The following is a 21,819-nucleotide window of genomic DNA, read 5'->3' as shown; positions in this document are numbered from 1 at the left end:
GTCAGGCTCCCGGCAGGTCAAGAATGCGCTTGGAAATAACGTTGAGCATCACCTCGCTGGTGCCGCCCTCGATCGAATTGGCCTTGGTACGGAGCCAGTTGCGCGCAGGCTTGCCGCCGCTGGTTTCATCGCTGTCCCATTCGAGGCTCTGCGAACCGCCAGCCGACATCATCAGTTCGTGACGACGCTTGTTGAGCTCGGTCCCGGCGTATTTCATCATGTTCGGCTGCGCGGGGTGCGCCTTGCCGATCTTGATTTCATCGAGAAACTTCTCGCCCATCGCGGCAAACGCCAGCGTGTCGACATCGAACTGCGCGATTTCGGCGCGGAGGATTGGGTCGAGCGTGCCGAGCTGGCGGGTCAGCGCAGCGCCGATACCAGCACCGCGTTCGCTGCTGTCTGCACCCGAGATCATCTCGCGCTCGTGGCCAAGCAGGTACTTCGCAACGTCCCAGCCGCGATTGATTTCGCCGACATAGGCGGGGATCCCCTCGCCATAGCTCTTGGGCACCTTCACATCGTCGAAGAAGGTTTCGCAGAACGGGCTGTTGCCGCTGATGAGCAGGATCGGCTTGGTCGAGACGCCAGCCGTTTCCATGTCATAGAGCATGAAGGTGATGCCCTGGTACTTGTTCTCCTTGTCCGTCCGGACGAGGCAGAAGATCCAGTCGGCCTTGTCGGCATAGCTGGTCCAGATTTTCTGGCCGTTCACGATCCAGTGATCGCCCTTGTCTTCGCCATAGGTCTGCAAGCTGACGAGGTCCGAACCCGAACCCGGCTCCGAATAGCCCTGGCACCAGCGGATTTCGCCGCGGGCGATTTCGTTGAGGAAGCGCAGCTTCTGTTCCTCGGTTCCGAAATGCAGCAGTGCCGGGCCAAGCATCCAGATGCCGAAGCTCGAAAGCGGCGGACGCGCATTGATCCGCGCCATCTCTTCACGCAGCACCTTGGCCTGCGGAGGAGTAAGGCCTGCACCGCCATATTCCTTGGGCCACGCAGGAACGGTGTAACCCTTGTCGCGGCACGCCTCGAACCATGCCTTTTGTGCATCGCTCTTGAAGGTAGCTTTGCGGCCACCCCAGTAAACGTCGCCATCGTCACGGACGGGTTCGCGCATTTCGGGTGGGCAATTGGCTTCGAGCCATTCGCGTGTTTCCTGGCGGAAGGCCTCCAGATCGGACATTTCCGACTCTCCTCTCAGTGTCTTGGTTGACGCTTACGTTAGGGTGATTCGCCCCCTTGTCGCAAGCGCAACTCTTCCTGACAGCCATTCCGTAGCGTCAGACTCATGCGCGTTGACCTCAGCGCTGGTTCGCTTACGCTTACGTCAAGTGCCAGGGAGAGGCTTCATGACCAGATTCGCAGTGCGATTCGAAAAATCGGTTTGCGCCGGATGAGCGCAAATGCCGGACCTCTGCCTCTGCGCCTGAAACTGGCGCACGGTTTCGGAGCTGTAGCTTTCGGGGTCAAGGATAACGGCTTCAGCTTCTTCCTGCTGCTCTATTACAACCAGGTCCTGGGCATGGATGCAGGCATGGTCAGCATTGCGCTGCTGATCGCCCTGCTGGTCGATGGCGTAATCGATCCGATCATCGGCAATCTGACCGACCGGACTTATACCCGCTGGGGCCGCCGCCTGCCGTGGCTCTATGCGGCGCCGATCCCGCTGGCATTTGCGTGGATCGCATTGTGGTCACCGCCCGGAGGCGAACAGCCCACCTTCCTCGGCTTGCTTGCAATCGCCATCACTGTCCGCATCCTCCTGTCGGCCTGCGAAGTTCCGTCGGTGTCGCTCGTCCCCGAGCTTACCTCCGACTATGACGAGCGCACCACGCTGTTCCGTTATCGCTATCTGTCGGGCTGGTCCGGCGGCCTGCTGATGATGATCCTCGCCTATTCGGTTTTCATGCCGGGTGCGGAAGGCCTGCTGAAAGCCGATGGCTATGTGACCTTCGGCATCTTCGGTGCCGTGCTGATGGTCGTGTCGGTCATCGGCTCGGCCATCGGGCAGCACAGCTATGTGGCCAAACTGCCCGAGCACAAGCCCGAACCCTTCAGCATGAAGTCAGCCTTCTCCGAGATCAGGGAAGCGTTCAGCGAGAGGGCATTCCTGATCTTCGCTGTGGGCGGACTTGCTGCCTATGTCAGCCAGGGCATGACGTTCTCCATGACGAACTACCTCAACGTATTCGTCTGGCAGCTCGACCAGGCCGCGCTCTCCGCCTATCCCTGGATGCTGTTCGTCTCGGTCGTCCTGATGTTCTTCATCGTCAGCCCGATGCATCGCCGGTTCGGCAAGCCGAAGAGCGCCGCCATCGGCGCGATCGGCAGCGTCGCCCTCTTCATGGTCCCTTACACGCTGCTGCTGGTCGGCATGTGGCCGCAGCCCGGCTCGCTGGAGTCGACCACCATCTATTTCGGCTTCCATCTCGTCGCCAATACGCTGGGTATCGTGGTGATGATCAGCGCATCGTCGATGATCGCCGAAATCGTCGAGAAGCACTACGAAAGCACAGGCCGCAGGTCGGAAGGCGCATTCTATTCGGGCAACTGGCTGGTGCAGAAATGCGCGACCGGGCTCGGCATCTTCATTTCGGGCCAGATCATTTCTGCATCGCAGCTTGCACGCGATTCAGCACCGGGATCGGTGCCGCAGGATGTCATCCAGACGATGATCGTGCTCTACGCAATCGCAGCGGTGATCCTCGCGATCGTCTCTGCCTACTGGCTCGGACGGTTCCCGATCGGTCGTGAGGAACACGAACAGCGCGTCGCCGCGATCAATGCCGCAGCACGGGCAGACCCGGACGCACACAATCTCGTACCTTGACGGTGCGCAAATCAGAACTTGGCGCGAAGTGGTAGCTCTGCCACGCTCGCGCGCAACAGAACAGAGATAGACAGGAGAAAGAAGACATGGATTTCGAACCCACAGAACGCCAGGCCTATTGGCGGGACCGCGTAAAGAACTTCATCGAAGCGCACGTTCGCCCCGCCGTTCCGACCTACAAGCAGCAGGATGCCGAGGGCGATCGCTGGAAAGTTATCCCTGTCGTTGAGGAACTGAAGGCCAAGGCCAAGGCCGAAGGCATCTGGAACCTGTTCATGCCGCCGCGCAACGACGGCCATCATCACGTCGATGAAACCTACGAATTCGAAGGCCCTGGCCTGACCAACCTCGAATACGCGCTGTGCGCAGAGGAAATGGGCCGCATTGGCTTCGCATCGGAAGTCTTCAACTGCTCGGCTCCCGACACCGGCAACATGGAAGTGTTCCATCGTTACGGCACGCGCGAACAGAAGGAAGAGTGGCTGACGCCGATCATGAACGGCGAAATCCGTTCGGCCTTCCTCATGACCGAGCCCTATACTGCCTCGTCCGACGCGACGAACATCGAAACCCATATCGAGCGCGACGGCGACGAATATGTCATCAACGGTCGCAAGTGGTGGTCCTCGGGCCTCGGCGATCCGCGCTGCAAGGTCTCGATCGTCATGGGCAAGAGCGATTTCAGCGCCGGCCGCCACGCCGCGCAATCGATGATCCTCGTCCCCAATGATGCGCCGGGCGTAAACGTGATCCGCCACCTGCCGGTGTTCGGTTACGATGATGCGCCGCACGGCCACATGGAAGTCGAACTGAAGAACGTTCGCGTTCCCGTGACGAACATGTTGCTGGGCGAAGGCCGCGGTTTCGAGATCGCGCAGGGCCGCCTCGGGCCGGGCCGTATCCACCACTGCATGCGCACCATCGGCGTTGCGGAAGAAGCGCTGGAGAAGATGTGCAAGCGCCTGCAGGAGCGTGAAGCCTTCGGCAAGCCGATCTACAAGCATTCGGTCTGGGAAGAGCGTGTTGCACGTGCCCGTATCGACATCGACATGACCCGCCTGCTCTGCCTCAAGGCGGCAGACATGATGGACAAGGTCGGCAACAAGAACGCCAAGCAGGAAATCGCCATGATCAAGGTGCAGGCACCGAACATGGCGCTGCGCATCATCGACGATGCCATCCAGGCCCATGGCGGCGGCGGCGTGTCTGAAGACTACGGCCTTGCCAGCGCCTACGCCCACCAGCGTACGCTCCGCCTTGCCGATGGTCCGGACGAAGTGCACGCACGTTCGATCGCTCGCATGGAGTTCGCCAAGCACATGCCGCAGGCAGGTCCGACGGCCAATGCACTGCGTGATGGCAAGGCACCGACCATGGGCAATGACAACCTGTCGTCGGGCGACATGGGAGTTGCACGCTGATGGCCAAGGCAGCAATTCTTGAAGAAGTAGGGAAACTGACGATCGGCGAGGTAACACTCGCCGATCCCGGCCCCCACGAGGTTCTGATCGACACGAAGGCGTGCGGCCTTTGCCATTCGGACCTGCACTTCATCGACGGTGCCTATCCGCACGCCCTGCCCGCCATTCCCGGCCACGAGGCCGCAGGTGTGGTGCGCGCGGTCGGCAGCGAAGTTAAGACCGTGAAGCCGGGCGACCATGTGGTCTCCTGCCTGTCGGCATTTTGCGGCCATTGCGAGTTCTGCGTCACCGGGCGCATGGCGCTGTGCATGGGCGCCGATACCCGCCGCGGTCCCGATGCGCCTGCGCGCATCATGCGCGCCGACGGCAGCGCTCCGGTCAACCAGATGCTTAACCTGTCGGCATTTTCGGAGCAGATGCTGATCCACGAAAATGCCTGCGTCGCAATCGACAAGGACATGCCGCTCGATCGTGCAGCCATCATCGGCTGTGCCGTAACGACCGGTGCAGGGACGATTTTCAACGCCGCCAAGGTCGTACCGGGCGAAGCCGTTGCCGTGATCGGCTGCGGCGGCGTCGGCCTCGCTGCGATCAATGCCGCGCGCATTGCCGGCGCGGGCAAGGTGATCGCGGTCGACCCGATCCCAGAAAAGCGTGAACTGGCCAAGGTTCTGGGCGCGACCCATACCGTCGATGCCATGGCGCCAGACGCGGCAAAGCAGATCATCGCGATCTCCGAAGGCGGCGTCCATTACGGCATAGAAGCGGTTGGCCGCCAGGCCTCCGCAGACCTCGCAGTCGCTTCGCTCCGCCGCGGCGGCACTGCCATCATCCTCGGCATGATGCCGCTCGACTGCAAGGTCGGCCTCGGTGCCATGGACCTGCTTTCGGGCAAGAAGCTGCAGGGCGCGATCATGGGCATGAACCATTTCCCGGTCGACCTGCCGCGCCTCGTCGATTTCTATATGCGCGGCCTGCTGGACCTCGACACGATCATCGCCGAGCGCATCCCGCTTGACGAGATCAACTCGGGCTTCGACAAGATGCGCGATGGCCATTCGGCCCGTAGCGTGGTGGTGTTCGACTGATGAGCGAAGGTCCGCAGATCGATTTCGACAAGGAGATGGTCGGCACCATCGAGGTGCCCGAGAATGACCGGCTCGACCTCGACAGGCTGACCGACTGGTTCGAGGCCAATGTGGAAGGCTTCGCTGGCCCCCTGAGCTATTCCAAGTTCAAGGGCGGCCAGTCGAACCCGACCTATCGCATCGACACCCCTGGGGCGTCCTACGTTCTTCGGCGCCAGCCGTTCGGGAAGCTCCTCCCGAGCGCGCACGCCGTCGACCGCGAATACAAGGCGATGACCGGCCTTTATCCGACCGGTTTCCCCGTGCCGCAGACGTTCGGCCTGTGCGAAGATCCCGATGTGATCGGGGCGAAGTTCTTCGTCATGAGCATGGCGGACGGGCGCAGCCTCTGGAACGGCGGCCTGCCCGATTCCTCGCCCGAGGACCGGCGCGAGATCTACAACGCCATGATCGATACGATGGCGGATCTCCACCTGAAAAAGCCCGACGAAATCGGGCTCGGGGATTTCGGCAAGCCAAATGATTATTGTGCGCGCCAGATCAGCCGGTGGACCAAGCAGTACAAGCTGTCCGAAACCGAACACCAGCCGAAGATGGAGCGGCTGATCGAATGGCTGCCGCAAACCATTCCGCCGCAGTACGAAAGCTCGGTCGTTCACGGCGATTACCGCCTCGACAACATGATCTTCCACAAGACCGAGAACCGCGTGATCGCCGTGCTCGACTGGGAACTGTCGACGCTGGGCGATCCGATCGCCGATTTCAGCTATCTCATGCTGAACTGGCACAACCCGTCAGACGGCCGTGCAGGCCTGCTCGACCTCGATCTGGAAGCGCTGGGCATCCCGACACAGGAAGAAGCCGTCGAACGCTACGTCGCTCGCACCGGCTATCCGGTTCCGCCGATGGACTGGTATTTTGCCTATAACCTGTTCCGGCTGGCCGGGATCATGCAAGGCATCAAGAAACGCGTGATCGACGGCACGGCATCGTCGGCACATGCCAAATCGATGAGCGAGCGGGTGACCCCGCTGATCGAGCGTGCTTACGACTTCGCGAAAGCTGCAGGGATGCCCGACTGATCGGGCATCCCCAAGCACTTGCCAGCCTAGAACTTCCTGTCCCAGCGCAGCACGACACCGGCATCGTCCGGTTCCGATGCGTAGTGCCCCGGGTCCTTGCGATAGAACAGGCTCGCTGCGGCATTCCCTGACATCAACGTGCCGCGCCAGGCGAGCTCACCCATGATCTCGCGGCCGTCGGGCGCGAGGTTGAGGTGCTGCGTGCCGTAGATCGGGCTTTCGGTCGCGTAGTCATAAGCGACCGGAAGGACGAGGTTGAAACCGCCATCCTCGATCCGCAGGGACTGGCTGACCCGCAGGCCGAGGCTGTCGTTCGCGCTGAACATTCCCTGCCGCGCAAGATCGATCGACCAGGCATTGCTCCATAGGGTCGATCCGCCGCCGATGATCGAGCCGGCTCGCGGTGAGGTCATGCCCCCGCGCAACGCAGCACCGGCCCTCCACCCCGATCCGAGATCGCGGCGAATGTCGAAGTCGATGAACGCGCTATCGGCACCGGTGACGCCAAGGAAATCACCAAAATAACCGCCGAGTACGGTGCCGTCCTCGTTCTTCCACGTCATTCCGAGCGATGCCTGCAGCGGCCCGAATTCACGGTCCACCGCAAGGCCGATGCTCCGGCTCGGGCGGTGTTCGCGCACACCGAAAGCAACCTCGCCGGCAAAGCGATAATCGCCCAGCCACTGGTCACCCTTCTCGGCATGGAGGGTCAGGCCCCACGGACCTGTCTTGTGCCGCAAGGCCAGCGACATGTCGCTGCTGCTGAAACGCCCCTCTTCGCCTGTTGCGGACGGGGCCACCAGGAATGCCGGCTTGAGGTTCGTCCTGCCACTTCCCTGCAATTGCGCGACCAGCCCGCTTGCCCCCTGGGCAATGCCCACGCCGAGCTGGAGGTCAGGTGACACACGTGCCGCAACGCTCGCCGCCAGGAACTTGGCCCGGTCTGCATCATCCTTGGTCAGGCGCAGCGCATCGGTCCATTCGAGACCGCCCGCCCTTGGCCCCTTGCCCGTGGTGAAGGAAACCGAATAGGCCGCCGTTTCGACGGCAGAAAACTGCACTTCGCGGCTCACTGCATCCTGCAGGCGGGGCGCGATCTGGGCGCCCTGCATGCGGCTGCCGATGTCGTAGCCGAAGGCCCGGTCAAACCTGTCGGTGATGAGGGTCTTGAGACCCTGCGCGACAAGAGCGTCGCCCATCGCCGTCGAACCGATTGCAACGTCGTCAATAGTAGCGACTGCAGTCTGGCTGCCTGCGAGTGTCGTGCGACCTTGAGGCTGGAATGCCTCGCGGATGTTCATGATGCCCTGGCCGTAAACGTCGTCCGGTCCAGCCTCACCCACGTCCTGCGCGGTCGTCATCAGCAGCTCGATGATCTCTGGCGCCGTCAAGTTCGGAAAGGCCTGCGCTATCAGCGCGACAGCGCCAGAAACCTGGGGAGCGGAAAAGCTCGTTCCCGAGATCAACCATCCCGATCCATCGAAAACGACGTAGACGTCCTCGCCAAGTGCGGCGATGTAGTGCGAGCGGTATCCGGTCGCGCCATTGCTGAAGTCCGACGCGACACCATTCTCATTCACCGATCCAACGATGATCACATTCGTCCCCGAAGTGGCAAAGCTGCCTGAAGCGAACGGGTCCGGAAATCTATCCCCGTCGTTACCCGAAGAAATAACGACCACGACATCGTTGGCTGCAGCGTAACGGATCGCGTCGATTTCATTTGAAGATGGGGCCGAGCCGCCAAGCGACATGTTGATCACGACCGCACCATGGTCGACCGCATAACGAATGCCGTCAGAGACATCCCCGAAGTTACAGTCGTCCGCAGCGCAGGTGCCAGGATCGTCGGAGCGAATGGCCAGGATCGTCGCGTCATAGGCAATGCCGACATTGCCGGAATTGTTGTTGTCCGCTGCAGCAACCAGCGAAACGAGCGTCCCGTGGTTGTCCTCTTCCTGGAAGGTCGTGTTGCCGTTGATGCCCGTCGACAAGGGGGAAATCCGGCCTGCAAATTCCGCATTGGCCTGGTCGATCCCGCTGTCGATCACGGCGATGACCTGACCTGATCCCGTCGCACCCGCGACCCACGCGCTTGGCGCACCGTGAAAGGCCGGGCCATCGGATCGGCGAAATTCGGGAGTGTTGTAGCCGATCGTGTCGGTGGGAAGCTGAGGCTGCACATAATTGCCGGTCGTGGGTGTCGGCGTAGGTGTCGGCGTGGGCGTAGGTGTCGGCGTTGGCGATGGGGTCGGTGTCGGGACCGGAGTTGGACTTGGCGAAGGCGTCGGCGTCGAAATAGGACGCGGAGTGCTGTTCGTACCACCCCCGCCGCCGCCACAAGCGGTGAGCAGACCGCACACTGCGGCTCCGACAAAAAAATTACGGCACGCCAACTGGCCTACGACAAATTTCATGAATGCGACCTCGAATACCCTGGAATTACTGCGGCAGCCTTATAACCAAGTGTCTTCTAGTGCCAAATAATGAATGCCTGCTTGCGACGCTTGCGGGGCGCGGCTAGCAGCCGAGCCAACCGAATTCTGGGTTAGGAGCCGAAATGTCGACCGATCTTGAACTTGCGATCGAGAGTGCGTGGGAAAACCGCGCGGATATCACGACCGGCAGCATGGATGTACGCGAAGCGGTCGGAACCGCCATTTCGATGCTCGACAGCGGCGAAGCCCGCGTTGCCGAACCGGACGGCAATGGCGGCTGGAAGGTCAACCAATGGCTGAAGAAGGCTGTGCTCCTAAGCTTCCGGCTCCATGAAAATCGCGTAATGGAAGGCGGATCCGCCGGCCAGCCCGCATATGACAAGGTGCCGAGCAAGTTTGCCGGTTGGGGCGAGACCCGTTTTTCGGAGTCCGGTATCCGCGTGGTACCCGGCGCGATCGCCCGCCGCGGCTCGTACATCGCACCTGGCTGCGTCCTGATGCCGAGCTTCGTCAACATTGGCGCCTATGTCGGTGCAGGAACCATGGTCGACACCTGGGGCTCGATCGGATCGTGCGCACAGATCGGCGAAAACTGCCACATCTCTGCAGGTACCGGCATCGGTGGCGTCCTCGAACCGATGCAGGCAAACCCGACCATAATCGGTGACAACTGCTTCATCGGTGCGCGCAGCGAAATCGTCGAAGGCGTGATCGTCGGTGAAGGCTGCGTGGTCGCCATGGGCGTCTTCATCACCCAATCGACCAAGATCGTCTATCGCGACACGGGCGAAGTGATCCGCGGACATATCCCGCCCTATTCGGTCGTCGTCCCCGGCACCCTGCCCGATCCCAACGGCGGGCCGTCGCTCGCCTGTGCAGTGATCGTCAAAACGGTCGACGCCCAGACCCGCTCCAAGACCGGGATCAACGAGCTTCTGCGCGACTGAGATTCCTGCCTATCCGGAACATTCACCGGAAGACCCCGTTGAGTTCGCAAATCTGCGAAATATTCTCAATTCAACGGGAGCATAGAAATGGAAAATCAGGGACGAGAGATCCACGTCACCGAAACCGAGGCTAGCGCCGGCTCGAAAGAGGGCGTGGTGCGCTGGGTTCTGATCATCGGAACCTTGCTGGCAGTCGTGGTACTTTCGCTGATCTGGATCGGCGGGGCCATGACTCAGGGCGATATCGAGGAAGAAGCGACCGCGACCGGCATCGCCGCCAGCCAGGAAAGCGGCGAAGGAACCGATTCAATCGTCAGCGACCGCGTTCCGGAAGCTGGCGAAGTAGGCGGCAGTGCCGATGTGGACACCCCGCTCGCTACGGTCGAAAACGAAACCGAATAGGCCCTGCGCTACGAGATCGGGGGAACATGCGTTTCCCCCGCTCATTCTTCTCCTGAGAACGAAATCAGGAGCGTAATATGAGCAATTCCAACAGCTTCCGGACCAGCGAATATGTGAAGTGGAACTGGGGCAACGGCGAAGGCTGTGGCCAGGTCAAGGAACGCTTCGAGCGCGAAGTAACCCGAACGCTTGATGGCAGCGAGGTCACCCGCAACGGTTGCGAGAACGACCCTGCCTATCTGATCAAGCAGGACGACGGCGCCGAAGTGCTCAAGCTCGGTTCGGAGCTGGAATCGGCCTGATGAAAGCAAATTCGAAAGCCCAGCAAAAGGCGGCAGGGGCCGCGCTCGCTGCCAAGCGCGGCGACCAGATGGTCTCTGACCTGCAAGGCGCCTCCAGGGACATGTACGATAGCATGTCCGAGGAGGAACTGGAGGAGATGGCGTCGACTTCTCGCGAAGACCTGCCTGAAACCGCCGACTAGTCGGCAGCTCCGATCAGTGTTTCATAAGGAGCAGCATCGCGCTGGCTCGCTGCATAACGCTCGGCCTCGCGCATGGCGCGCAGGATATTGCGTGACGCAATCATCTCGAGTTCGGCCTGCGAATATCCGCGCTTCGCAAGCTCGGTGAACAATGCCGGATAGCCGGTAACGTCTTCCATGCCGACAGGGCCGCTGCGCATACCGTCATAGTCGCCGCCGATGCCGATATGGGCGACGCCAGCAACCTTCTTAATGTGGTCGATGTGGTCTGCCATGTCGGAAATGGTTGCGTCGGGTGTGGGATGCGCTTCATCCCAAGCCTTGAGCATCGCCTCTGCCTTGTCGGGCTGCCCCTGCCACAGCGCCTTCAGGCGGGCCTCTTCGGCAGAGCGGTCTGCAAACCACTGGCGTTGCGCCTCGCTCAAATAGGCCGGCAGGGCGACGACCATGACGACGCCGCCGTTTTCGGGCAGGCGGTCAAGCACGCTGTCAGGCACGTTGCGGGCATGACCATTGATGGCCCGGGCGCCCGAATGGCTGAAGATCACCGGCGCTTTCGCGACGTCGAGTGCGTCGTTCATCACCTCTTCGCTGACATGGCTGAGGTCGACCAGCATGCCGATACGGTTCATCTCGCGCACGACATCCTTGCCGAAATCGGTCAGGCCGCCATGGGTGGGCGCATCGGTAGCGCTGTCCGCCCAGGGGATCGTCTTCGAGTGCGTGAGCGTCATGTAGCGCACACCGAGATCGTACATCTGGCGCAGGACTGCCAGGCTCGATCCAATCGAATGCCCGCCTTCCATACCCATCAACGAGGCTATGCGGCCGTTCGCCATGGCGCTTTCCACCTGGTCTGCCGTGAGGGCGAACTGCAAGTCATCGGGATAGCGGGCAACCATCCGCTTGGTCACGTCGATCTGTTCGAGCGTCGTCTGCACCGCTTCGGGTTCGGGCAGCGAGGCGCTGACATAAACCGACCAGAACTGTGCGCCGAGCTTGCCTTCGCGGGCGCGCGGCAGGTCGGTGTGCATCCCGCCCCCGCTCCAGCCGTTACCGGGCACATCGGTCGTATCGTGGAAGTCGAAGTCGGCGAGCACGTTCTTGTAGCGGTCGCGTAGCTGGCCGGGGACGTCGTTATGTCCATCGAAAACCGGCGCTGCGTCGAGAGCCGCTGCCGCCACCTGTTCCGGCGTTTCCTGAGCGGCAAGGCCCGTCGTTCCCGCAGCCATGGCTGCGACGGCGAGGGCCAAAGGCGCAAGCGTCGATTTCATCAAATTGTCTCCAGCTGACTAAAAGTTGCTCGCGCCTTAGACCGGCGCACAAGCGAAACGTCAATCGGCTGTCTGGCTGCGCAATCGCGCAAACTGTCGATCACTGGTCGATCGACTGGTCGCGAAGAACCGGCGGGTTTTTCGCGAAGGATTGGTCGGCGGCGCGCATCTGCGACCCGCGCCGCCAGGACCGGTAAGACTTAGCTGAGGTGCTTGGAAACCGCAGCGGTCATCTTGAACATCGAGATCTGCTGCTTGCCGATCACGGCGCCCAGCTTGTCGTCGGGATTGATCTGGCGCTTGTCCTTCGAATCCTGAAGGTTGTGTGCCTTGATGTATTCCCAGACCTTCGAGGTCACCTGGGCGCGGGTCATCGGACCCTTGCCTACGACGTTCTCGAGTTCCGGCGAGAGATTCACCGGCTTTTGTAGTGCGTTGTTGCCAGCCATGGTCAGTTCCTTTCCTATTTATGGCCGTTGATCATCATATTTCGTCATCGACCCAGTCGTCGTCTTCTTCGTCCGACTTGGTGTAGTGGGCGACCAGCGCAGCGCTGGCGATGACTTGCCCCTCCATAGCTGAAAGCAGATCTTCCCTGCCCGCCCCTGGCATCAGGGTCAGCGGCAGTTCGAGTGCGAACAGCTGGAATACGAAGTGATGGGTTTCTCCGTCCGGCAGGTCGGGAAGCATCCATTCCGAATTACCGTGAGAATTCTTGCCCGCCCGCGGCGGCACCTCGCCTTCGAGCAGCTTGCCGCGCTGTCCGGCGAGACCCCAGACCAGCCAGTGGCATGCAGGCGCAGGGCCGTTGGAGCTTGCATCCTCCACGATAATGACAAGCTCTTGCGTGCCAGGCGGGGGCGCAGTCCATTCCAGCGGCGGTGCAACGGCATCTTCTTCGTCGGCGGTGAAGCTGGGGTCGAGCTCTTCGCCGTTACGGAATGCCGGGCTCGTGAGGGTGAAGCCTCCGCGACCGTGTGCACGTTCGGTTCCGACCTTCGCCAGGGCCAAACCCGCATGGCGGGCAGCAGGCGGCAAAGCCGAATTGAACCAGTCGGGCACGCTATTCACGGATACACTCTCCTCGTTGAACGGAGGAACGGTGCTAGGCCTTTCGCCCTGCCGTTACGAGGCAGGGAATCGGTCTTTGCACCGGTTTTCCCCCGTGAGAGAGGCAAATCACCGCATTTTCAGACATAAACAGGCCCGAAAGCGCCCAAGAGCGCCCTAATCTCACCTTGAAACAGCTTTGGCGCCGCTTGCGAACCAAACGGATCAAAGTCCGTCGGGCACAGTCTCGAAAGCCGGGATGTCGCCAAGTTCGACCCAGTCCTGCTTGCTCTTCGTATAGAGGTGGAAAGCGGGTTTGATCGTCGAGGTATCGTCCAGCGTACCTGCCTTGACGAAAACCATGCCGGGTTGCTGCGACACCTTGCTCACTACCGGCGAACCGCATTGCGGGCAGAACATCCGCAACACCGGCTGCCCGCTGTCGCCAGTGTCTTCATAGGTCTTAAGCTCACCCGTCATGGAGAAGTTGCTGGCCGGCACGCCGATGATCACCGACAAGGAACTGCCGGCCTGTTTCTGGCAGTTCTTGCAATGACAGGTCAGGGACATCGCCGGTTCGCCTTCGATCTCGTAGCGCACCTGCCCGCACAGGCAGCCTCCAGTCATGCTCATCTTCACTCTCCCACCGTTCTCGCGCAGCGCGCTCTATTGCCGGTCAGCCAGCCATCTTGTCCCGTCTCAGAAGGAACACCAGGAACCCGAGCGTAAACAGCATGTCCCCGATCAGGATAGCGGCAATCAGGCTATCGCCATTCTCCACGAAACCTTCGGGTGCGAGTAACCCGACCACGCCGGCCTTGCCGATCACGCCCGCCCACAGCGTCGGCGCAAAGCGCAAAGGATCGCGCGAGACAAGATAATAGATCACCCCGAATGCGAAGACGAGGAGGCCCACGATACGGGCATCGACCGTTGCGCCAGGCGTTATCATTCCAGCCAGCCCGATAAGGAGGTTGTAGGTCGCCGCAGCGAGAAAGAACCAGCGCCAGGCGCGCGATACTTCACCCAGGTTCGTCATCAGGGATTCTCCGGTCCGTCAAAAGATTGTTTGTCCGTATATCCGCAACCTTCCAGCTGCCGGTCGCCGAGAGTGATCGTGGCCGTAAAAGGATAGGTGCGGTCGCTCATTCCGTCGTTGCATTCACCCGGCGTGACGGCGACCTGGATCACCTCGCCGGACACTTCGCCAGAAAAGCCGAGGCCGTTGTTGCCTGAAAACCGGGTGATGGGCACGGTTTCGCCGTCGATGTTGTCGGGCGTCGACCAGGTGAGCGTTCCGTCTGCGATCTTCGCCCCCCAGAAGGGCTCGTTACCCAGCAGGCTGATCTTTTCACCTTCGGCAATCCCATCGAACGCTTCCACATCCTCACCGCCCTGGGATGCCCCCGTGCAGCCAGCCAGGGCAGCCACTGCGGCAAGGAGGGCGATTTTTCGACATGCGATGATCATGCTCATTCCTCAGGATGGGATTGAAGCAACGCTAAGCTGTTGGGCGTGGCCGGACAAGCGCGCTCGGAACATTTCGCCAGCCTTGGCCGTTGATCGGCCAAACACAGATTCAATTCGGAGTATCGACCATGAAGCCGACGCCCGCGATTTTGGGCGCGATCACGCTCGCCATCACCGCCGGGACCGCACTCGGCATGTCGACGCCGACCGATCCGCTGACCAATTATTCCGACACGCTTTCCACCTTGCCGCAGCACGCGATGGAAAGCCGGTCTTCTGACGCCGCGCGCAAGATGATCGCCCCGCGCGACCAGTATCCGCTCGAGACGCCCGATGGCGTGGTCGAAGTGTCTGAGCTCGCCTATCATGGTCGCCTGCGCAACAGAATGCGCGAACAGCCGCTGTATGGCGCGACAAGCGAAGCCGAAGCTTTCGCCATGGAGCAGAACCTCTCTACCGCCGAATATCGCCGATACGAGCGCAGCGCAGCACTCGATGCACAGCAACCGGACCTGTCAGCGACCGGCGATCGCGCCGTACAGCGCGCTTCCACACAGCAGAACCTGCCGCAGAATTTCGTACCGTTGGAAAGCGGGATTTTCGAGAACACTGGAAGCGTCCGTGCTGGAGCGGAGCCGGAAGAAGCCAATCGACGCGACCGCTTTGCGCGGCGTGACGCGGACCTCGCCGGCAAGGCGCGGACGATAAACGTGCAGGCCGAACTCGCCCTTCGTGACTGAGCGGTCCGTCGCCACGAACGACGTTCACGAACAGCTTTGGCAGTAGCGCAGCGCCGAACCGCTATGCTAATCATCGGCCATGTTCGCAGAGTACAGCATGGCTGGCCAATTGACGCTCGCCACCTTCATGGTCCTTCTGACCGTGATGGTGCATGGCGTCGGGCTGGTGGTCCTCACTCGCGTCCTGCGGATCGAGCAACACGAAGAACGCGCTGCCCATTATTCTCCCCTTTCAACCCGGGGAATCGCCTTCACCTTCGCATTGGTGATCGGCCTCTTCGCAATTCACGGGCTCGAAATCTGGCTGTACGCCGCGCTGTATCTGCTCGGCGGAGCGCAGCCCGATCTCCATCAAGCGGTCTATTTCAGCACAATCACCTACGGAACGATCGGCTATGACGACGAGGGTCTGCCGCGTGCCTGGCAACTGGTGGCGGCTATCGAGGGCATCAATGGCGTGATCCTGCTCGGCTGGTCGACAGCCTTCTTCGTCGCTCTGGTAGCACGGATGGGCAGGCGCTAGGGCGTTCCACACAAACGGTACACAGCGGGACAGAAGATGACCGACAGCGACGAAGAGTATGTTTACGACGAAGAAAGCGGCGAATGGATGCCGCAGTCCGAATTCGATGCGAAGCAGGCCGCTGCCAGCGCAGTCGAGGTTCGCGACGCTGTCGGAAATATCCTCGCCGATGGCGACCAGGTCACCCTGATCAAGGACCTGGAGGTCAAGGGCGCAGGCCAGACGCTGAAACAGGGCACGCTGATCAAGTCGATCCGCCTGACCGGAGACCCGCAGGAAATCGACTGCAAGTATCCCGGGATCAAGGGATTGGTGCTGCGCGCGGAATTCGTCCGCAAGCGTTGAGCCAGACCGGCCGGCCCAATCAGCCGGGCGGAGACCAGTTGTGGCTCAGCAGCTTGACCGTGACCTTGCCTGTGGCGGCGAGTGTACCGTCGGCATCGTGCATCGGCACTTCGGCGAAGTAGGTTGCGCTGCCCTTGCGCTCAAGGTCTGCCAGCAAGCCTGCGATCTCTGCCTCCGACAGGCCGAATTCGGCGGTGACGTCGCTGGCGGCCATGCGATGGAAATCGACCGCGATATCCTTGATGATCGGAAAAAAGCGCGAGGTGTCGAGCACCGAGATGCCAGGTCCGGCCGCAACCGCTTCCGCCAGCACGCAAAACGCACCGAGATACATGACATCGACGTGGTTAGCATTGGGTTCGAGCGGCATCAGCAGCTTCGAATAGCCGCGCCGTTCCTCGATCCGGCGCATTCCGGTCCGGTCGACGAATGGCACCTTGTAGGCGGGTTTTTCCTGTGCGGTCATGCGGTCGCTCCTCTCTCCTGGGCGAGATAGTGCGCCAACATGCGCGGCAAGGAAAGGCGCGATCAGATGTTGCTTTGTTCGGGCGGCACACCGCGGGGCAATTGGGCCGCGCAATGCGGGTCCTTTGCCAGCTCGACATGGGCACCGATGCCATAGCTGGTCATGCTGATAGAGCCGAGCGAATGGCCCTGCAGCAACTGTTCTATCCCGCTGCCCTCCTCCGCCGCGATTCCGGCCATGTAAAGCAGCGGCAGGAAATGGTCGGGAGTGGGCACCGCCATCGCATAATCGGGATGTTCGGTTACCTTCAGGATATCGCCCGGCGCACTGGCCAGCTGCTGCGCGACGGCATCGTCGAACCGGCGGCCCCAGTCGGTGCCATCGTCCGGCTTGTCCCATTGCACGCGGCGCAGATTGTGGACGACATTGCCGCTGCCGAGGACCATGACGCCTTTCTCTCGCAAGGGCGCGAGTGCACGTCCCAGGTCGAAGTGATATTGTGCAGGCTGCGTCGCGTTGAGCGACAGCTGCACCACCGGCACATCGGCATCGGGATACATGTGCTTCAGCACCGACCAGGTGCCATGGTCGAGACCCCATTGATCCTGGTCGAGGCCCATCCATTGCGGCTTCACCAGTTCCTGGATCTCTCCGGCGAGGTCGGGGTCTCCCGGGGCAGGATATTCGACGTCGAACAGTTCCTGCGGGAAGCCGTAAAAGTCATGGATCGTGCGCGGGCGCGCCATCGCCGTCACGGCCGTAGCACCGAAATACCAGTGCGCCGAAATCGCCAGTATCGCCTTCGGTCGCGGCAAGTGTTCGCCGAAGGCCGCCCACCCTTGCGTATAGCCATTGCTTTCCAGCGTATTCATCGGGCTGCCATGGCCGATGAAAAGAGCTGGTGTCCGGGGCATGCGTGTCTCCTTCAACGGCAGGGCCGACAGCCTTACGCGACCACCGACGAGAGACGCCCGAGATGGGTGCGAATCCTACTGGATGGAACACATGGAACACTGTCCTGTGCCAAGAAAATCTCGCCTGCCGCCAGCAAGCCGTAGCGGCAAGCCGGTTACAGGGCGAACCCGCATGTAGGAAAGGGAGGAAACCGCCCCCGGCTATCGCGCCGGCAGGCGGTCTTGCGCCAGCCTAGCTCGCAGCTTCGGCTTCTGCCTCGCGCTGTTCGGCCTTCTCGCGCTCGACCTTCTCGCGCTGGACCGCAACGGCCCGGGCCTGGTCGGCAAGACCGCGCCAGGTCTTTTCGGCGCGCAGTTCGCGTTCGCGGACATTGGCCAGCGTCGCATTCGCGGCAGCCTTGGCCGCCTGGTCCGCGCGTTCGCAGTAGAAATCATAAGTAGCAGCCATCGTATTCTCCGCGAATTGGGTTGAAGGAAAAACGGGCGCTGCGACCAACCGCAACGCCCGCCGTATTTCGTCAGTCGGCAGCCGAAAGGTTGACGGCGCTTTCCTTGCCGTTGCGGCCGGTTTCGACTTCGTAGTTGAGGCGCTGTTCCTTATCGAGCGTCTGCATCCCGGCAGCCTGGACCGCAGTGATGTGGACGAAGCTGTCTGCAGAACCGTCGTCGGGCTGGATGAAGCCATAACCCTTGTCGGCGTTGAAGAATTTGACGGTGCCAGTCTTGGCCATATGTGTGTCCCTTTCAAAGAACATGTCGTTATCCGCCGCACGACCTGTGCGCCGGTAGTGCACTGCCGCCCCATGGCGACAAAGCGAATGCGCATCGTCCGAAGAAAGGAAGTCGTCGTCTGGTTTTCGCCGGGGCCAGAAAGGCAAGCGGCGTCGTCAAAAGCCGAAGTCCGTCGCAAATTTCGACGTCATCGCGGACCTTCTAGCACGCCTTGTGTCATTCACCTAATCCCGCCTTCCTCGCACGCGGGTCAGTGCGCATGGGGTGCCGGAACCCGTCGCCGCCCACACGAGTTGTCGATGGCATGAAACGCAAGCTCCTGATCGCCGCAATCGCCCTCCCCCTCACCCTCGGCCTTGCCGCATGTGTCGGCACGCCCGGTCCCGTCGGCAATGCCAGCGTGCCGCAACCGGCCAAGCCGGTCGAACTGCCTGCCTACCTCGGCAAATGGTACGAATACGGCCGCTACGAAGCATCCTTCCAGAAGGGATGCGAGGGCGTGACGGCGGAATATTCGCTGCGCGACGACGACCGGATCAAGGTGGTCAATTCATGCTACCAAGGGTCGCTGGACGGCGAATTTCGCCAGTCCACCGGCAAGGCGAAGATCGTCGAGGATAGCCAGGGTGCAAAGCTGAAGGTCAGCTTTTTCGGGCCGTTCTATGGCGATTACTGGGTACTGGACCACGGGCCCACGGGCGCCGACGGGCTGTATGACTGGTCGATCGTGGGCGAGCCGAGCGGCCGGTATCTGTGGATGCTGACCCGCGAGGCGCAGCCCGATGCGGCAACGCGTGCCCTGCTTGAAAGCAGGGTCAGGGAACTCGGTTATGACTGGGGGCTGGTCCGGCTGACGCAGCAGCCGGACAGCTGAGGCATTCTGCCCTAGGGCTTCCGCTTACGACATGACCTTGTCGGGTCGCGGATCGTGCCCGTGGCGTTCGCTCTTGCCGAAATGACGCGTCAGGCGCTGGGCCAGCGTGTTCGCCGCCTTGCGCGCCGCATCGTCGACCTTGGCCGCGTGTTCCGTCACGCCGATCGCACGGCCGCCGCGGGGGCGTGCCTCGATCGTGCAGGCCTTGTCATCGCCGCCATGCTTGGGTCCGTTCTCGTCGCGCACATGGATCTCGATCCGGGTGAGGCGTTCCTCGAAACGGGATAGCTTGTCGCGCACCGCAGCCTCGATACGGTCGGCCACGTTTTCGGTGCCCATGACGCTGCTGTCGGAATTGAACTGGACCTGCATATGCGATCTCCTCTCGGTTGTTGTTCTCACTTACCGAGATGGGTTCTGGCAGCCGGATTTCCAGCAAAATCGGCGCGAAATCGACGCAAATCCGCTTCGCTTCGGCGCATGGGGTGGAGGTCGCATCGGCTATCGCGAGATCGTCGCTGGCCACACCACGCTGAGGGAATTCAGGGGGCTGGTGGAGGAGCTTGTTCCGGCGGGTTAGATCGCTGTGGCAACATTGCTAGTTGCCTCTATTCGACTCCCCTTCGGGCTTCCGCACGATCAGCTTGACCTCGACCAGCCCCTCCGGCTCGTAAAGCGCACTCACCCCGATGGCGGTCCATGCCGGGAATGGCGCCTTGATGTATTCGTTCTTCACGTCCGCGAATTCGTAGATCTGCGCGGCCATGTCGGTGTGGAAGGTCTGCACCTCCAGCACGTCGTCCCAGTCCGCGCCGAGCCGCTCCAGCGTGCGCCCGAGCTGCCCGAACACGCGGTGGAAGGATGGCTTCATCCCCTCGTCCCCCTCTTGCGGGACAGCCACGACGCCCGACAGCCAGATCGTGTCGCCGTGGATCACGGCATCGGAATAGCCGACCTGTTCCTGGAAGGCGCGCGCCTCTGCATCCTCCGGCATCAACGTCTGCTTGGGTTCGCCCGCCTGTGCCGACACGGTCATGGCGGCGAAGACGGGGATGGCGGCGGCTGCTACTAAAGCTCGGCGGATCATGTGCGTTCTCTCCCTGTTAGATACGGGCATGAGACTGCACAGCACGCTCGACCTGCGCAAGTGCAAAGCACCGCTCCAAGCGAACTCGGGGCATTGGCAGAGGAGCTGGTTCCGGCAGATTAACTGCGAGGATCGATCGAGAACGCGGTCCTATATGTGGTCTTGAATAGGTCTCATTTCTCAATAGCCCTCACAAACTCGGCAGCCATTCGTCGCCATAGTCGTCGTAATAATAGAGCTCGTCGAGCCACCAGCGCCCGTCCCTCTTTACGAAGACGAATTCGTGAAGGGCCTCGAAATCGTTATCGTTGGTGTGGAGCATCCTGACCATGCGGCGGCCACCGTCCGCGCGCTCCTCCAGTATTTCGGAGCGTTCGGGATCGTAACCCGGGTCGCTGCTGAAGGTAATCCCCTGGTGGTCCTTCTCCGGCCCGCAATAAAGGTCGATCAGGCGGCGATAGGCTTTCTCTGGCGCGTCAAAGTCCCTGGTCGCTTCGTAGTAACGGCTGGCGAAATCGTTCCATGCCGTGTGATCGCGCAGATATGCCGCGACGATTTCCTTCGGCTCGGTCGGCAGCGGATCGGTATAGGCCGGAGGTTCGGGTTGCGGACCGGCGGCCCCCTGCGCCGCAGCGGGGGCACCAGCCAGCGCCAGCGCGGCGAAGAAGGCCTTGCGAAGTTTCGACATCAATTCGCCGCCAGCGCTTCCGCCTTCAGCCGTCCATGCTCGCACCACGCGGCGAGCGAGGGGCTGAACTCGGCCGCCACCTTTGCGTCATAACGGGCGAGGTCTTCCTTGCGGAATACCCCTTCCCAGCGCTTGTTCGTGCCCTTGTTGATGAAGGTGTTGCCGCCGCCTTTCCAGACATTGTCTGCTGTCGGCATCAATGCGGAGGATGTTTTCTTCATCGCGTCGAAACCTGCCGCCTCGACCAGTTCGGGCCACAGCGCTTCGGAAATATCGATATCGAGGAAGTCGGCGATGCGGCGCATCTCTCCCTCGCGGTCGGCCTTGAGGTCGTTGAAATGCACCAGCAGGACATTGGGCTCGTCCCGGGCCTCCCAGAAGCTTTTCTCCATTTCGAAATAGCCAGCGCCGGGATCGCCCTGGTGATCTTCCGGCCCGTCGACCCACTGGGTGAAATGCGCGACCGGATCCTGCGGCGAGAATTCATAGCTGTCGCCGTCGCCGAACTTGGGATCCTCGTTGCTCAGTTCGGCAAAGCGGGCGATCGATTCCGCGGTGTAATGGGACTTGTGATTGAAAAAACTCATCGCTGCATCGCGCCCGTCGCGTGCGACGTGGATATATTTGACCCCTTCGTAAAAGGGCAGGGCATCGAACGGCAGGTGGGACTTCAGGAACCTGCGGTGGGTCTGGCTTTCGGCGAGGCCCAGCATTGCGCCGGGCGGCGGCATGCGGAAGTCGGGCCAGGGCGAGGAATCCTGCACCGCGAAAGGCTCGGCGCTACCGAACACCAGCATTCCCACGATGCGCTGGGTCCAGGTGGTCCCGCATTTCGGATAGGTCGAAATGACGATATCGTCGGAGCGGACCGGAAAATCGTCCCAGAAACGGCTGTCGAAGGCGCGATTGCGCACTTCGCGCGTGGCAGGACGGATGAGGCGTGCGGTTGTCGGCATGAGCAAAT

Annotated in this window: 28 protein-coding genes; 12 read left to right on the top strand and 16 right to left on the bottom strand. The window is 61.5% G+C overall.

Going from position 1 to position 21,819, the window contains the following annotated elements; all coding sequences use genetic code 11:
* Position 1: 1 nt before the first annotated feature.
* Positions 2-1,183, bottom strand: a complete 1,182-nt coding sequence (locus AMC99_RS02065) for an acyl-CoA dehydrogenase family protein (protein ID WP_061922164.1) — start codon at positions 1,181-1,183, stop codon at positions 2-4.
* Positions 1,184-1,393: 210 nt separating this feature from the next.
* Between AMC99_RS02065 and AMC99_RS02060 the strand changes: the two genes are divergently transcribed.
* From AMC99_RS02060 to AMC99_RS02045, 4 genes are all read left to right on the top strand, one after another.
* The gene (locus AMC99_RS02060) at positions 1,394-2,830 is read left to right on the top strand and encodes an MFS transporter (protein ID WP_061922161.1); all 1,437 of its coding nucleotides are present in this window, start codon (positions 1,394-1,396) and stop codon (positions 2,828-2,830) included.
* A gap of 86 nt (positions 2,831-2,916) precedes the next feature.
* Positions 2,917-4,251 carry an acyl-CoA dehydrogenase family protein gene (locus AMC99_RS02055; protein WP_061922157.1) on the top strand — a complete coding sequence of 445 codons (1,335 nt, stop codon included), beginning with the start codon at positions 2,917-2,919 and terminating at the stop codon, positions 4,249-4,251.
* Positions 4,251-5,339, top strand: coding sequence for a Zn-dependent alcohol dehydrogenase (locus AMC99_RS02050; protein WP_061922153.1), 1,089 nt, complete (start codon positions 4,251-4,253; stop codon positions 5,337-5,339). Before AMC99_RS02055 ends, AMC99_RS02050 begins: the two co-directional genes overlap by 1 nt.
* Positions 5,339-6,421, top strand: coding sequence for a phosphotransferase family protein (locus AMC99_RS02045; protein ID WP_061922150.1), 1,083 nt, complete (start codon positions 5,339-5,341; stop codon positions 6,419-6,421). The genes AMC99_RS02050 and AMC99_RS02045 overlap by 1 nt, the downstream gene beginning before the upstream one ends.
* 26 nt (positions 6,422-6,447) lie before the next feature.
* On the opposite strand, the gene AMC99_RS02040 is transcribed toward AMC99_RS02045, so the two are convergent.
* Complete coding sequence (locus AMC99_RS02040; RefSeq protein ID WP_061922146.1) at positions 6,448-8,604, bottom strand: S8 family peptidase; 2,157 nt, start codon at positions 8,602-8,604, stop codon at positions 6,448-6,450.
* Positions 8,605-8,981: 377 nt separating this feature from the next.
* Here AMC99_RS02040 and dapD point away from each other — a divergent pair, with 377 nt between their 5' ends.
* The 4 genes from dapD to AMC99_RS02020 all read left to right on the top strand — a co-directional run bounded on the left by dapD (position 8,982) and on the right by AMC99_RS02020 (position 10,692).
* Positions 8,982-9,806, top strand: a complete 825-nt coding sequence (gene dapD / locus AMC99_RS02035) for a 2,3,4,5-tetrahydropyridine-2,6-dicarboxylate N-succinyltransferase (protein ID WP_061922143.1) — start codon at positions 8,982-8,984, stop codon at positions 9,804-9,806.
* An 87-nt stretch (positions 9,807-9,893) separates the two neighbouring features.
* The gene (locus AMC99_RS02030; protein ID WP_061922140.1) at positions 9,894-10,208 is read left to right on the top strand and encodes a hypothetical protein; all 315 of its coding nucleotides are present in this window, start codon (positions 9,894-9,896) and stop codon (positions 10,206-10,208) included.
* A gap of 77 nt (positions 10,209-10,285) precedes the next feature.
* Complete coding sequence (locus AMC99_RS02025) at positions 10,286-10,510, top strand: hypervirulence associated TUDOR domain-containing protein (protein ID WP_061922137.1); 225 nt, start codon at positions 10,286-10,288, stop codon at positions 10,508-10,510.
* Entirely contained in the window at positions 10,510-10,692 is a 183-nt protein-coding gene (locus tag AMC99_RS02020; RefSeq protein WP_083440051.1) for a DUF3008 family protein, read from the top strand. The genes AMC99_RS02025 and AMC99_RS02020 overlap by 1 nt, the downstream gene beginning before the upstream one ends.
* Here the strand turns inward: AMC99_RS02020 and AMC99_RS02015 are convergent.
* From AMC99_RS02015 to AMC99_RS01990, 6 genes are all read right to left on the bottom strand, one after another.
* Positions 10,689-11,966, bottom strand: a complete 1,278-nt coding sequence (locus tag AMC99_RS02015; protein ID WP_061922134.1) for a dipeptidase — start codon at positions 11,964-11,966, stop codon at positions 10,689-10,691. The genes AMC99_RS02020 and AMC99_RS02015 overlap by 4 nt on opposite strands.
* Before the next feature lie 200 nt (positions 11,967-12,166).
* Positions 12,167-12,415, bottom strand: coding sequence for an SWIB/MDM2 domain-containing protein (locus tag AMC99_RS02010; RefSeq protein WP_061922131.1), 249 nt, complete (start codon positions 12,413-12,415; stop codon positions 12,167-12,169).
* A 34-nt stretch (positions 12,416-12,449) separates the two neighbouring features.
* Positions 12,450-13,037 (bottom strand): YbhB/YbcL family Raf kinase inhibitor-like protein, encoded by a 588-nt coding sequence (locus AMC99_RS02005; protein ID WP_232301473.1) that lies wholly within the window; start codon positions 13,035-13,037, stop codon positions 12,450-12,452.
* A gap of 204 nt (positions 13,038-13,241) precedes the next feature.
* Positions 13,242-13,649, bottom strand: coding sequence for a GFA family protein (locus AMC99_RS02000; protein WP_061927559.1), 408 nt, complete (start codon positions 13,647-13,649; stop codon positions 13,242-13,244).
* 43 nt (positions 13,650-13,692) lie between these two features.
* Complete coding sequence (locus AMC99_RS01995) at positions 13,693-14,055, bottom strand: hypothetical protein (RefSeq protein ID WP_061922128.1); 363 nt, start codon at positions 14,053-14,055, stop codon at positions 13,693-13,695.
* Positions 14,055-14,486, bottom strand: coding sequence for a COG3650 family protein (locus tag AMC99_RS01990; RefSeq protein ID WP_232301472.1), 432 nt, complete (start codon positions 14,484-14,486; stop codon positions 14,055-14,057). The genes AMC99_RS01995 and AMC99_RS01990 overlap by 1 nt, the downstream gene beginning before the upstream one ends.
* A gap of 128 nt (positions 14,487-14,614) precedes the next feature.
* On the opposite strand from AMC99_RS01990, the gene AMC99_RS01985 reads away from it, so the two are divergent.
* The 3 genes from AMC99_RS01985 (at position 14,615) to AMC99_RS01975 (ending at position 16,094) form a co-directional block, all read left to right on the top strand.
* The gene (locus tag AMC99_RS01985) at positions 14,615-15,226 is read left to right on the top strand and encodes a hypothetical protein (protein WP_061922125.1); all 612 of its coding nucleotides are present in this window, start codon (positions 14,615-14,617) and stop codon (positions 15,224-15,226) included.
* 79 nt (positions 15,227-15,305) lie between these two features.
* Complete coding sequence (locus AMC99_RS01980; protein ID WP_061922121.1) at positions 15,306-15,749, top strand: ion channel; 444 nt, start codon at positions 15,306-15,308, stop codon at positions 15,747-15,749.
* A 36-nt stretch (positions 15,750-15,785) separates the two neighbouring features.
* Positions 15,786-16,094 carry an alkylphosphonate utilization protein gene (locus tag AMC99_RS01975; RefSeq protein ID WP_061922118.1) on the top strand — a complete coding sequence of 103 codons (309 nt, stop codon included), beginning with the start codon at positions 15,786-15,788 and terminating at the stop codon, positions 16,092-16,094.
* 19 nt (positions 16,095-16,113) lie between these two features.
* Here AMC99_RS01975 and AMC99_RS01970 read toward each other — a convergent pair whose 3' ends face one another.
* The 4 genes from AMC99_RS01970 to AMC99_RS01955 all read right to left on the bottom strand — a co-directional run bounded on the left by AMC99_RS01970 (position 16,114) and on the right by AMC99_RS01955 (position 18,205).
* Entirely contained in the window at positions 16,114-16,560 is a 447-nt protein-coding gene (locus tag AMC99_RS01970; RefSeq protein WP_061922115.1) for a PaaI family thioesterase, read from the bottom strand.
* A 62-nt stretch (positions 16,561-16,622) separates the two neighbouring features.
* Positions 16,623-17,474: a 4,5-DOPA-extradiol-dioxygenase gene (gene ygiD, locus AMC99_RS01965; protein WP_061922113.1), complete on the bottom strand. Its 852-nt coding sequence runs from the start codon at positions 17,472-17,474 to the stop codon at positions 16,623-16,625.
* A 232-nt stretch (positions 17,475-17,706) separates the two neighbouring features.
* Positions 17,707-17,922: a hypothetical protein gene (locus tag AMC99_RS01960; RefSeq protein WP_061922110.1), complete on the bottom strand. Its 216-nt coding sequence runs from the start codon at positions 17,920-17,922 to the stop codon at positions 17,707-17,709.
* 70 nt (positions 17,923-17,992) lie between these two features.
* A complete protein-coding gene (locus AMC99_RS01955; protein ID WP_061922107.1) occupies positions 17,993-18,205 on the bottom strand; it encodes a cold-shock protein in 213 nt (70 codons plus the stop codon).
* 305 nt (positions 18,206-18,510) lie between these two features.
* On the opposite strand from AMC99_RS01955, the gene AMC99_RS01950 reads away from it, so the two are divergent.
* A complete protein-coding gene (locus AMC99_RS01950; RefSeq protein WP_061922104.1) occupies positions 18,511-19,080 on the top strand; it encodes a lipocalin family protein in 570 nt (189 codons plus the stop codon).
* 24 nt (positions 19,081-19,104) lie between these two features.
* On the opposite strand, the gene AMC99_RS01945 is transcribed toward AMC99_RS01950, so the two are convergent.
* The 4 genes from AMC99_RS01945 to AMC99_RS01930 form a co-directional block, all read right to left on the bottom strand.
* Entirely contained in the window at positions 19,105-19,452 is a 348-nt protein-coding gene (locus tag AMC99_RS01945; RefSeq protein ID WP_061922101.1) for an HPF/RaiA family ribosome-associated protein, read from the bottom strand.
* Between the two features lie 226 nt (positions 19,453-19,678).
* Entirely contained in the window at positions 19,679-20,167 is a 489-nt protein-coding gene (locus tag AMC99_RS01940) for a RidA family protein (protein WP_061922098.1), read from the bottom strand.
* A 190-nt stretch (positions 20,168-20,357) separates the two neighbouring features.
* Positions 20,358-20,855 carry a hypothetical protein gene (locus AMC99_RS01935; RefSeq protein ID WP_061922095.1) on the bottom strand — a complete coding sequence of 166 codons (498 nt, stop codon included), beginning with the start codon at positions 20,853-20,855 and terminating at the stop codon, positions 20,358-20,360.
* Positions 20,855-21,811 (bottom strand): sulfotransferase domain-containing protein, encoded by a 957-nt coding sequence (locus AMC99_RS01930; protein WP_061922091.1) that lies wholly within the window; start codon positions 21,809-21,811, stop codon positions 20,855-20,857. Before AMC99_RS01930 ends, AMC99_RS01935 begins: the two co-directional genes overlap by 1 nt.
* Positions 21,812-21,819 lie beyond the last annotated feature (8 nt).

This window comes from Altererythrobacter epoxidivorans, from assembly GCF_001281485.1.
GTDB classification, from domain to species: Bacteria; Pseudomonadota; Alphaproteobacteria; order Sphingomonadales; family Sphingomonadaceae; genus Erythrobacter; species Erythrobacter epoxidivorans.
Note: the sequence above shows the minus strand (reverse complement) of the source record. Positions and strands in the feature narration are given on the sequence as shown.

Bases quoted from the DNA above. Each gene is read 5' to 3' on its own strand.
- AMC99_RS02065 (WP_061922164.1), bottom strand. From the start codon at position 1,183: ATGTCCGATCTGGAGGCCTTCCGCCAGGAAACACGCGAATGGCTCGAA.
- AMC99_RS02060 (WP_061922161.1), top strand. From the start codon at position 1,394: ATGAGCGCAAATGCCGGACCTCTGCCTCTGCGCCTGAAACTGGCGCAC.
- AMC99_RS02055 (WP_061922157.1), top strand. From the start codon at position 2,917: ATGGATTTCGAACCCACAGAACGCCAGGCCTATTGGCGGGACCGCGTA.
- AMC99_RS02050 (WP_061922153.1), top strand. From the start codon at position 4,251: ATGGCCAAGGCAGCAATTCTTGAAGAAGTAGGGAAACTGACGATCGGC.
- AMC99_RS02045 (WP_061922150.1), top strand. From the start codon at position 5,339: ATGAGCGAAGGTCCGCAGATCGATTTCGACAAGGAGATGGTCGGCACC.
- dapD (WP_061922143.1), top strand. From the start codon at position 8,982: ATGTCGACCGATCTTGAACTTGCGATCGAGAGTGCGTGGGAAAACCGC.
- AMC99_RS02030 (WP_061922140.1), top strand. From the start codon at position 9,894: ATGGAAAATCAGGGACGAGAGATCCACGTCACCGAAACCGAGGCTAGC.
- AMC99_RS02025 (WP_061922137.1), top strand. From the start codon at position 10,286: ATGAGCAATTCCAACAGCTTCCGGACCAGCGAATATGTGAAGTGGAAC.
- AMC99_RS02020 (WP_083440051.1), top strand. From the start codon at position 10,510: ATGAAAGCAAATTCGAAAGCCCAGCAAAAGGCGGCAGGGGCCGCGCTC.
- AMC99_RS02015 (WP_061922134.1), bottom strand. From the start codon at position 11,966: ATGAAATCGACGCTTGCGCCTTTGGCCCTCGCCGTCGCAGCCATGGCT.
- AMC99_RS02010 (WP_061922131.1), bottom strand. From the start codon at position 12,415: ATGGCTGGCAACAACGCACTACAAAAGCCGGTGAATCTCTCGCCGGAA.
- AMC99_RS02000 (WP_061927559.1), bottom strand. From the start codon at position 13,649: ATGAGCATGACTGGAGGCTGCCTGTGCGGGCAGGTGCGCTACGAGATC.
- AMC99_RS01995 (WP_061922128.1), bottom strand. From the start codon at position 14,055: ATGACGAACCTGGGTGAAGTATCGCGCGCCTGGCGCTGGTTCTTTCTC.
- AMC99_RS01990 (WP_232301472.1), bottom strand. From the start codon at position 14,486: ATGATCATCGCATGTCGAAAAATCGCCCTCCTTGCCGCAGTGGCTGCC.
- AMC99_RS01985 (WP_061922125.1), top strand. From the start codon at position 14,615: ATGAAGCCGACGCCCGCGATTTTGGGCGCGATCACGCTCGCCATCACC.
- AMC99_RS01980 (WP_061922121.1), top strand. From the start codon at position 15,306: ATGTTCGCAGAGTACAGCATGGCTGGCCAATTGACGCTCGCCACCTTC.
- AMC99_RS01975 (WP_061922118.1), top strand. From the start codon at position 15,786: ATGACCGACAGCGACGAAGAGTATGTTTACGACGAAGAAAGCGGCGAA.
- AMC99_RS01970 (WP_061922115.1), bottom strand. From the start codon at position 16,560: ATGACCGCACAGGAAAAACCCGCCTACAAGGTGCCATTCGTCGACCGG.
- ygiD (WP_061922113.1), bottom strand. From the start codon at position 17,474: ATGCCCCGGACACCAGCTCTTTTCATCGGCCATGGCAGCCCGATGAAT.
- AMC99_RS01960 (WP_061922110.1), bottom strand. From the start codon at position 17,922: ATGGCTGCTACTTATGATTTCTACTGCGAACGCGCGGACCAGGCGGCC.
- AMC99_RS01955 (WP_061922107.1), bottom strand. From the start codon at position 18,205: ATGGCCAAGACTGGCACCGTCAAATTCTTCAACGCCGACAAGGGTTAT.
- AMC99_RS01950 (WP_061922104.1), top strand. From the start codon at position 18,511: ATGAAACGCAAGCTCCTGATCGCCGCAATCGCCCTCCCCCTCACCCTC.
- AMC99_RS01945 (WP_061922101.1), bottom strand. From the start codon at position 19,452: ATGCAGGTCCAGTTCAATTCCGACAGCAGCGTCATGGGCACCGAAAAC.
- AMC99_RS01940 (WP_061922098.1), bottom strand. From the start codon at position 20,167: ATGATCCGCCGAGCTTTAGTAGCAGCCGCCGCCATCCCCGTCTTCGCC.
- AMC99_RS01935 (WP_061922095.1), bottom strand. From the start codon at position 20,855: ATGTCGAAACTTCGCAAGGCCTTCTTCGCCGCGCTGGCGCTGGCTGGT.
- AMC99_RS01930 (WP_061922091.1), bottom strand. From the start codon at position 21,811: ATGCCGACAACCGCACGCCTCATCCGTCCTGCCACGCGCGAAGTGCGC.